The organism is Corynebacterium sp. CCUG 69979, assembly GCF_024454095.1.
GTDB lineage: Bacteria > Actinomycetota > Actinomycetes > Mycobacteriales > Mycobacteriaceae > Corynebacterium > Corynebacterium genitalium.
The window spans coordinates 20,974-29,371 of the sequence record NZ_JAGPZA010000024.1; the positions used below are offsets into that span (position 1 = coordinate 20,974).

The window sequence follows — 8,398 nt, forward strand, 5'->3', positions numbered from 1 at the left end:
AGTTAAGATGTTCACGTGTCCGATCAGCAAGCCACCTTCGCCGAGCTCGGTGTCGCCGCAGAGATTGTGGAGGCGCTCGGAGAGTCCGGCATTGAGCGCGTTTTCTCCATCCAGGAGTTGACGTTGCCGCTCGCGTTGGCGGGCCGCGATCTGATCGGTCAGGCCCGCACGGGCATGGGTAAGACGTTCGCCTTTGGGGTTCCCCTGTTGGACCGCGTGTTCGACGATGCGGCAATTGAGGAACTTGACGGCAGCCCGCGCGCTCTGGTGATCACCCCCACGCGCGAGCTCGCAGTTCAGGTCAGCGAGGATCTCACGCTGGCAGCGTCGAAAACGCCCGTCCGCTTGACGACGATTTATGGCGGCCGCCCCTACGACGAGCAACTGAACGCCCTGGAAGCCGGTGTCGATGTCGTGGTGGGCACGCCCGGCCGTCTGCTGGACCTGCATGAGCGCGGCGACCTGGTCTTGGACCGCGTGGCCATTCTCGTGCTCGATGAGGCCGACGAGATGCTCGACCTGGGCTTCCTGCCCGACATCCAGCGGCTGTGGGGAGCGTTGAGTCAGCCGCTGCAGACTTTGCTGTTCTCCGCCACGATGCCAGCACCGATTCTGAAGCTGGCGCGGGAGATGATGAACAAGCCGGTGCACATCCGCGCCGAGTCTGCTGATTCCTCCCAGCTGCACGACACCACCAAGCAGGTCGTGTTCGTGTCCCACAAGATGGATAAGCCGGAGGTTGTCGCCCGCGTGCTGCAGGCCGACGGCCGTGGCCGGACCATTATTTTCACCCGCACGAAGCGCACCGCCGCTGAGGTCGCCGAGGACGTGGCGCGGCGCGGTTTCGCCGTCGGCTCCGTCCACGGTGACCTGGGGCAATCTGCCCGCGAGCGGTCGCTGGAGGCGTTCCGCAAAGGGGATGTGGAAATCCTCGTGGCCACGGATGTCGCCGCCCGAGGAATCGATGTCGACGACGTCACTCACGTGATCAACTACCAAACTCCGGATGACCCGATGACCTATGTCCACCGCATTGGCCGCACCGGCCGCGCGGGCCGCACAGGCACGGCTGTGACCTTGGTCGGGTTCGATGAAACCGGGAAGTGGAAGATCATTTCCGACGAGCTGGGCCTGGACATGCCGGAGCCGCCGTCGTGGTTCTCCACGTCGCCCGAGCTTTTCGACGCGTTGAGCATCCCCGAGGACGCAAAGTCCTCCGTCGGACCGGCCCGGGAGGTGCACGGCATCCCCAAGCGCTCCGGCGGTGAGGGGCAGAAGCAGCGGTCCCGCTCGCGTTCTGGCTCCGGTTCGCGCTCGCGTTCCGGGAGGCGCCGATGAGCTCCAACACTCCCCTGCGGCGCACCCGTGGAGACCTCATCGCCACGGCCGTGATCGCGGCCGTATGCGTTTTGCTCCTGCTCATTGCGTACTTCACGGCGCCGATCCGCCAGGACGAGCTCGCACCTGCCGCCGAAGAGTTCCCCGATGCCGGCATTTTGGCGAACGTGCCGAACGGCCTCACTGAGAGTCACGCCTTGCCGGATGCTTCCCCCTCGCCAAGGCCGCTCGTGGTCAATGGTCTCGTGATCACTTACGCAGACAACACGATCACCGCCACGAACCCGGCAGGTGAGACAGAGTGGACCTACAAGCGCGGACCTGAGCTGTGCGGCATGGCCAGCGCATGGGGCAACGTCGTTGCTGTGTACCGCACCAAGATCGGATGCGGCGATGTTGTGTCTATTAAGGCAGCGACCGGCCAATACGTGGACACCCGTTCCGCTATCTCACCCGAGCAAGTGGCTGTCATCGCGTCGAATGACCGCGTGGGCACCGTCGGTAATGCGGGCATCTCGCGTGCCGAGTTGTGGCGCTCCGACTTGGTCCGCACCGTCGAGTACGGCGAACTGGAAGCACGCCAGGAGCCGGAGACGCAACCGAACCCCGGTTGCACCCTGACCTCCGCGCTCACCCGCACCGAGCTGTTGGCCATCACGGAGCGTTGTGAAGACGGGGCGTGGCTGCGCTTCCAGAAGACCACTCCGGAAGATTCCCGTAAACCGGAGATGCACGACGGGTCCGTCTCCATCCCGGACGGCGCCTACCTTGTGGGCATCAGCCAGGACGCTGCGGCGATCCACGACCCAGCGACCTCCAAGGTCACCTCCTACGACCAGGACGGCGCGGAACTCGCCAGCGCATCCGTCCCAGAGTCAAACCTGCTGGCGGACTCCGCGATCGGTGTCGCCGACGTCCAGACTGCGGATCTGCCGCACCACATGAGCTACTTCGACGGCAACAACCTGCTCCTGCTTGACCCGGCTACCTTGGCCGTGACCACGATTTACCAGGGCGCGCTCGGCACCGGTGCCGCCATTGGTGGCCGGCTGCTCTACGCCAGCTCAGACGGCATCGCCGTGGCGGATTGGGATAGCGAGACCGTGGAGAAAGTCATCCCTGTCGACCGTGGCGGTTTCACGGGGCAGGTGGCGGTGGCGTCGGCTGGGCCGACCATCGTCGAAAAGCGAGGCGCTGACGTCGTCGTGCTGGACGCGTCCTAGCGCTGCTGTCGCGCGCGGCGCTTGTTAAAGCTCGATGTCGCCCAATCCGTCGATGCCGGGTGAAGCGCGCACCCGAGTGCGAGCAACGCCGCGATCAGCGTGGTCACACCGAGTGCGACTGCTCCCCCACTGAACATGAAGAACGCGATGCCGAGCAGCAGCGCGTTGATGAACACGATGATGGACCGGCCCCACTGGCCGCCGCGCAGGATGTTGATGGCGCCGTAGACCATCGGCCCGAAGGCTGCCAGGATGAACAGTGCCGTGCCCACTCCCACGAAGGCGAAAGCGGCGGTGTCCGACTCCACTAAAGCCTCATCTGCCCCCATGCGTGCCTGCGTGATGGCGAAGTAGATGCCGTAGCCGATCGCGGCGGCACCTTCGACGATTGCGACCGCGGCAGACATTTTCATCGGCGCAGGCGCAGACGTAGGCACGAGGTTGTCCGGGGTTTCTTGGGGGCTGGGTGTCGAACTCACGCATCTCATCCTATGTGGCGTCCGCGATTTGACGAACTCCCCTTGCGCGGTTTTCCCGCGGTGCCCACGTTTGTGCACCACAACGCGGTTTTCGCTTATCGACGCTTCGTCCCCCTCCCCTCCAAACCCCAGCCGGCAAGCAGCACTGAATATGAATTAGGTCACAATTTGGCGTTTACCCCTAGCGCGCGCTATGTAAACATGCCATTATTCTCGGGTAGCAAAAACAAAGAGCTAGTTACCTAGCCACTAACTCCAAGCCACCACGGAGTTAACATCCGGTAAACGGAAGACGGGTCTCGGAGCCACCGAGAACACCGCCCGTAGGGAAGCCGGATTCTTCTACTTTGCGCAAACCCTGATCTCCAGGATCACCGTGACCGCAGTGTGCCTGTACCGCACTCGCTTTGAGGCGTTGTGCTTTCCAGATGCATGCCTGCTTCACGGGGGTTTGTTAGTGGTGCGCACGCTCGACCAAGAACGCAACAACATCACACAGAACCCACTGAATAAAGGAGACCCCCATCATGGATTGGCGCCACGAAGCTGTTTGCCGCGACGAAGACCCCGAACTGTTCTTCCCGGTCGGTAACTCCGGCCCCGCACTGTCCCAGATCGCCCAGGCCAAGCTGGTCTGCAACCGCTGCCCCGTCACCTCCCAGTGCCTGAAGTGGGCACTTGAGACCGGCCAGGATGCAGGCGTGTGGGGCGGCATGTCCGAGGAGGAGCGCCGCGCGCTGAAGCGCCGTAACAAGCAGCGCAACCGCCAGCGCCTTTCCGCTTAAAGTCCCGCTGCCACAGCGGTGTGAACGGGGGCAATTATCGCCCCACCGCTGAACCCCGATACAGTGAACGCATAGTTCCTAACACCCCGATGGCCCAAGGAGGTCGTGATGAGCAAGCGTGGTCGTAAGCGCAAGGACCGCCGCAAAAAGAGTGCAAACCGCGGCAAGCGTCCCAACTCTTAAGCAGTAATAGAAATGTCCCTTCGCCGAGAAATCGGTGAGGGGACATTTTTGCTGCCAGTCTGCCCCGGCAGATTGCGCTAGTCGAAGCGGATCTGGGTGTAGGACACCGAGGAAATGGAGATTGACTGCACGATCTTCTGCCGGAGTCCTTCCGGGGCTTGGTCCTGGCAGTTGCACCGCCGGACGATGGAGCGCACTTGCTTCTCCGACTCGAGCCACGCGAAAGATTGGGGGCAGGCTTGGATGATGGCTTCGATCTCGTCGGCACGTTCAGCAGGTGTGGCCGGGTCGAAGTATTCGCACAAAAGCGCGTGAGCCTGGGCGGGCTCGATGCGGCAGTCGTCTTGAGACATTAGTTCGCGTCCTCCAAACCGATTCCTTGCGCGTTTGCTACGTCCTTCAACAACCCGCGCAGCTGTTTTCTTCCACGGTGCAGCCGGGACATCACTGTGCCGATGGGAATGTCCAGCGCTTCGGCGATTTCCTTGTAGGCCAAACCCTCGACGTCGGAGAGGTAGACGACCATGCGGTAGTCGTCGTTAAGCGAGTTCATCGCGTCGCCGATTTGCTGGTCCGGAAGATTGTCCAGCGCTTCAACCTCAGCCGATTGCAGGCCGGTCGAATCGTGCGAGCTGGTGGTGTACAGCTGGCGGTCCGTGACGTCTTCGGCGGACGTCTCCAGCGGGCGGCGCTGCTTTTTGCGGTAGCTGTTGATGTACGTGTTCGTCATGATGCGGTACATCCACGCCTTCAAGTTCGTGCCCTCTTTGAAGGAATCGAACGCGTTGAACGCCTTGAGGTAGGTCTCCTGTACCAGGTCCTCTGCGTCTTGCGGGTTGCGCGTCATCCGCAGGGCGCCGCCGTAGAGCTGGTCCAGCAGCGGCATGGCCTCCTCGGTGAAGCGGCGCTCGAGGTCTTTATCGGGCATGGGTGCCACTATAGCTAGGCTTGCTGCCATGGCTGCCCGTACCCGCGCTGGAAGCGCTTCAAACTGCCGGTATCGACTATGAGCTGCTCGAATACGCCGCGCACAGCGATCACTTCGGTGATCACGCCGTCGCGGAGCTCGGCCTGGACCCCGCGTTGACGCTGAAGACACTCGTGATCTCCCACGGCCGCGACTTCGCCGTGTGCTGCGTGCCGGTCTCAGGCCACTTGTCGCTGAAGAAAGCTGCCAAGGCTCTGGGCTGGAAGAACGCCGAGATGGCAGACCCTGCCGCCGCGCAGCGCATGACGGGATATGTCGTCGGCGGCATCTCGCCGTTGGGCACCTCCCGCACCTTGCCCACGCTTATCGACGCCTCCGTCGCCCACACCGACCGCATCACCTGCTCCGCCGGCCAACGTGGTCCCTCGTTCGCGGTGAGCCCGCAGGACCTCGCGGCGGCAGCGGGGGCTGAATTCGCCGACATCGCCAGCAGCTAGTTAAGCCGCCGGCGTTCCTTGAACGCGGCCCGGAAGGACGGTTTCTCCGCCACGGTCTCCCGGCGCGCGTTGAACAGCGGCGGGCCGTCCTCGTCTTTCTTCCAAGTGGGCAACAGGCCCCAGCGCGCGGAGTCGATCTGCGCGGCTGATTCGGCGATGCGGATCAGCGGCACCTGGTTGGTCGGCGCGATGTTGTACCGCGGCGGCGGGGTACCGTCGGGTGTGGCCACGTCAGTGACGCCGGGAAGCTGGCTGACGGCTTCGACGAGATCGTGGCCGGTGGTGAAGAGAACAAAGCGTCCGCACATGCTCGGTAATATTAACCGCATGACGCAACTCTGGCCCGCGCCCTACCACCCCGACCCCATCACCCACACCCAGGTGATTCCGGGGTCGAAGTCGTTGACGAACCGAGCCTACGTGCTCGCCTCCCTCGCTGACGGCCCATCGACGCTGGTCGGAGCTTTGCGTTCCCGCGACACCGACCTCATGGAGTCCGCACTGGAGAGCATGGGTGTGCAGTTCACGCGCAATGGGTACGCGGTCACAGCCACCCCAGGCGCGCTCACCGGCGCCCAGGTCGACTGCGGGCTCGCAGGCACCGTCATGCGGTTCGTGCCCGCCGTCGCAGCGTTCGCATCCGGGCCCGTGCTTATCGACGGCGACCCACAAGCCCGCTCCCGCCCCGTCTCGACCATCCTCAACGCCCTGCGTGACCTTGGCGTTGACGTGGAGGGGGATTCCCTGCCATTCACGGTGAATGGATCGGGATCGGCGCTGGGGGGACGGGTGGAGATTGATGCGTCGTCAAGCTCGCAGTTTGTGTCGGCCTTGCTTTTGGCTGGTGCCCGCTTTGAGCGCGGCGTGCAACTGGTGCACACCGGCGGGAAGCTACCGTCGATGCCGCACATCCAAATGACTGTCGACATGGTGCGCGACGCCGGCGTGACCGTTGAGACCGGCGACAACGAGTGGACCGTGCAGCCTGGCCCCATCGCCGGGCGGACGTGGATGATCGAGCCGGACCTGTCTAACGCCACCCCGTTCCTCGCAGCTGCGGCCGTGACCGGCGGCGAAGTGACTGTCCCTTTCTGGCCGCAGGAAACCACCCAGGCCGGAGACGCGATCCGCGGCATTCTCGAACGCATGGGCTGCAACGTCTCGCTGGTCCCCAACGGGCCGGCGCACGCGCTGAAAGTCACCGGCCCGGAAGGTGGAAAACTGCGCGGGATCTCGCTGGACATGAGTGACATCGGCGAACTCACCCCGACGGTCGCCGCGCTTGCTGCCCACGCCACCACACCGTCCGAACTCACCGGCATCGCGCACCTGCGCGGCCACGAAACCGACCGCCTCGCAGCGCTCTCCGCCGAGATCAACGCGCTGGGCGGCCAGTGCGACGAGCTTGACGACGGCCTGCGCATCACCCCCGCCCCCCTCCACTCCGGCACCTGGCACTCCTATGCCGACCACCGCATGGCCACCGCCGGTGCGATCATCGGTCTGACCGTTGAGGGTGTTTCCGTCGAGGACATCGGGACGACGGCGAAGACGCTGCCCGGGTTCGAGCACATGTGGTCCGGCATGGTCGGCGGTACCCATGGCTAGACGCGCCTCGCGGGACTTCTCCAGCTACGACGAATCCGATGTCCGCGTCCGCCCCGGCAAAGGCTCGCGCCCGCGGACAAAGGACCGGCCGAAACATGAAGATGCCGTCGTTGGCCTCGTCGTGTCGAAGGACCGCGGCCGGTGGGGCGTCGTCCTGGAGGAAGGCCCGGAGGCCGGCACGCGCGTGGTGTGCATGCGCGCCCGCGAACTCGGCCGCACTTCCATCGAGGTCGGCGACCGCGTCGGCGTCGTTGGCGACACCTCCGGCCAGAAGGACACCCTCGCGCGCATTGTGAAACGCCAGGAGCGCACGTCTGAGCTGCGGCGCACTGCCGATGACACCGACCCGTACGAGCGCATCGTCGTCGCCAACGCCGAGATCCTCCTCATCGTCTGCGCTGTGGCTGATCCCCCGCCGCGCACCGGTTTCGTCGAGCGCGCCCTCATCGCCGCGTTCGTCGGCGGCGTCACGCCTGTCGTGTGCTTGACCAAATCTGACCTGGACGACCCCGGCGAGTTCGAGCGCGAGCTGCGCGACTTGAACGTCGACGTCCTGCGCACCGGCATCGAGGATGACCTCGCGCATCTCCGCTCGCTTATCGACGGCCGCCTCTCCGCCCTCATCGGCCACTCCGGCGTCGGAAAATCAACCCTGGTCAACCGGCTCGTCCCCGACGCGAACCGTGAAACCGGGGAGGTCTCCGGGGTTGGTAAAGGCCGCCACACCTCTACTCAGTCGGTGGCGCTCGAGCTCCCCGCCGATGGGGACACCGCACAGGATGGCGCGACCGAGGTTGAATCCGGCGGGTTCGAGTCTGGCGGCTGGATCATCGACACCCCGGGTATCCGCTCCTTCGGCCTCGCCCACGTCTCGCCAGACGATGTCATCGCGACGTTCCCGGATCTTGCCGAGGCGACCGAGGCCTGCCCCCGCGGCTGCACCCACATGGGTCCGCCAGCTGATCCGGAATGTGCGTGGGGCCAGCTCGCCACCGAGACCACCGACACCGCTGACACCGCTGCGCCCGCTGACACCGCTGCGACCGCCTCGGGCGGCGAGGATTCGGTGATCCGCCGCCGGGTCGACGCGGTCCGCAGCCTGCTTGCGGCCCTCCGCATCAACGAAACCACCTACGACTAGGTACCCGCAGCCGCCCCAGCAGGCTCCCAGCAGGCTCCCGGCAGACCTCCCCACCGCGAATGACTAGTTCCAAACAGCTTGTTTGTTGGTTTATCGGCCCCAAATCGAACGAACTAGCTGTCTGGAACTAGCTAACCGGTGTTATGTCCATGAGGTTTTTGGACACGGAGTCCGGTGACTTTTTGGGCGTGGAGTCGGTGGGGTTTTTGGACATTG

Annotated in this window: 10 protein-coding genes and 1 pseudogene; 7 read left to right on the forward strand and 4 right to left on the reverse strand. The window is 64.5% G+C overall.

The window, feature by feature from the left end:
* Positions 1 to 15: 15 nt before the first annotated feature.
* Both KBX18_RS10740 and KBX18_RS10745 read left to right on the forward strand, forming a co-directional pair.
* On the forward strand, positions 16 to 1,338 hold the full coding sequence (locus KBX18_RS10740; RefSeq protein ID WP_255996082.1) for a DEAD/DEAH box helicase: 1,323 nt from the start codon (positions 16 to 18) through the stop codon (positions 1,336 to 1,338).
* A complete protein-coding gene (locus KBX18_RS10745; protein ID WP_255996084.1) occupies positions 1,335 to 2,561 on the forward strand; it encodes a hypothetical protein in 1,227 nt (408 codons plus the stop codon). The genes KBX18_RS10740 and KBX18_RS10745 overlap by 4 nt, the downstream gene beginning before the upstream one ends.
* Here KBX18_RS10745 and KBX18_RS10750 read toward each other — a convergent pair.
* A complete protein-coding gene (locus tag KBX18_RS10750) occupies positions 2,558 to 3,040 on the reverse strand; it encodes a hypothetical protein (RefSeq protein WP_255996086.1) in 483 nt (160 codons plus the stop codon). The genes KBX18_RS10745 and KBX18_RS10750 overlap by 4 nt on opposite strands.
* Positions 3,041 to 3,567: 527 nt before the next feature.
* Between KBX18_RS10750 and KBX18_RS10755 the strand changes: the two genes are divergently transcribed.
* Positions 3,568 to 3,825, forward strand: a complete 258-nt coding sequence (locus tag KBX18_RS10755; protein ID WP_005286053.1) for a WhiB family transcriptional regulator — start codon at positions 3,568 to 3,570, stop codon at positions 3,823 to 3,825.
* Between the two features lie 108 nt (positions 3,826 to 3,933).
* A complete protein-coding gene (locus tag KBX18_RS11920) occupies positions 3,934 to 4,008 on the forward strand; it encodes a 50S ribosomal protein bL37 (RefSeq protein ID WP_095066802.1) in 75 nt (24 codons plus the stop codon).
* Between the two features lie 77 nt (positions 4,009 to 4,085).
* On the opposite strand, the gene KBX18_RS10760 is transcribed toward KBX18_RS11920, so the two are convergent.
* On the reverse strand, positions 4,086 to 4,361 hold the full coding sequence (locus KBX18_RS10760; RefSeq protein ID WP_005286055.1) for a hypothetical protein: 276 nt from the start codon (positions 4,359 to 4,361) through the stop codon (positions 4,086 to 4,088).
* Complete coding sequence (locus KBX18_RS10765; protein ID WP_255996089.1) at positions 4,361 to 4,936, reverse strand: sigma-70 family RNA polymerase sigma factor; 576 nt, start codon at positions 4,934 to 4,936, stop codon at positions 4,361 to 4,363. Before KBX18_RS10765 ends, KBX18_RS10760 begins: the two co-directional genes overlap by 1 nt.
* A gap of 20 nt (positions 4,937 to 4,956) precedes the next feature.
* On the opposite strand from KBX18_RS10765, the gene KBX18_RS10770 reads away from it, so the two are divergent.
* The gene (locus tag KBX18_RS10770; protein WP_255996091.1) at positions 4,957 to 5,433 is read left to right on the forward strand and encodes an aminoacyl-tRNA deacylase; all 477 of its coding nucleotides are present in this window, start codon (positions 4,957 to 4,959) and stop codon (positions 5,431 to 5,433) included.
* Positions 5,434 to 5,435: 2 nt separating this feature from the next.
* On the opposite strand, the pseudogene KBX18_RS10775 reads toward KBX18_RS10770, so the two are convergent.
* Positions 5,436 to 5,741: pseudogene (locus KBX18_RS10775) on the reverse strand (SOS response-associated peptidase family protein); the annotation flags it as partial.
* 19 nt (positions 5,742 to 5,760) lie between these two features.
* On the opposite strand from KBX18_RS10775, the gene aroA reads away from it, so the two are divergent.
* Positions 5,761 to 7,041, forward strand: a complete 1,281-nt coding sequence (aroA, locus tag KBX18_RS10780; protein ID WP_255996093.1) for a 3-phosphoshikimate 1-carboxyvinyltransferase — start codon at positions 5,761 to 5,763, stop codon at positions 7,039 to 7,041.
* Complete coding sequence (locus KBX18_RS10785; RefSeq protein ID WP_255996095.1) at positions 7,034 to 8,182, forward strand: ribosome small subunit-dependent GTPase A; 1,149 nt, start codon at positions 7,034 to 7,036, stop codon at positions 8,180 to 8,182. Before aroA ends, KBX18_RS10785 begins: the two co-directional genes overlap by 8 nt.
* Positions 8,183 to 8,398: the final 216 nt, after the last annotated feature.

Bases quoted from the DNA above. Each gene is read 5' to 3' on its own strand.
- KBX18_RS10745 (WP_255996084.1), top strand. From the start codon at position 1,335: ATGAGCTCCAACACTCCCCTGCGGCGCACCCGTGGAGACCTCATCGCC.
- KBX18_RS10755 (WP_005286053.1), top strand. From the start codon at position 3,568: ATGGATTGGCGCCACGAAGCTGTTTGCCGCGACGAAGACCCCGAACTG.
- KBX18_RS10760 (WP_005286055.1), bottom strand. From the start codon at position 4,361: ATGTCTCAAGACGACTGCCGCATCGAGCCCGCCCAGGCTCACGCGCTT.
- KBX18_RS10765 (WP_255996089.1), bottom strand. From the start codon at position 4,936: ATGCCCGATAAAGACCTCGAGCGCCGCTTCACCGAGGAGGCCATGCCG.
- aroA (WP_255996093.1), top strand. From the start codon at position 5,761: ATGACGCAACTCTGGCCCGCGCCCTACCACCCCGACCCCATCACCCAC.
- KBX18_RS10785 (WP_255996095.1), top strand. From the start codon at position 7,034: ATGGCTAGACGCGCCTCGCGGGACTTCTCCAGCTACGACGAATCCGAT.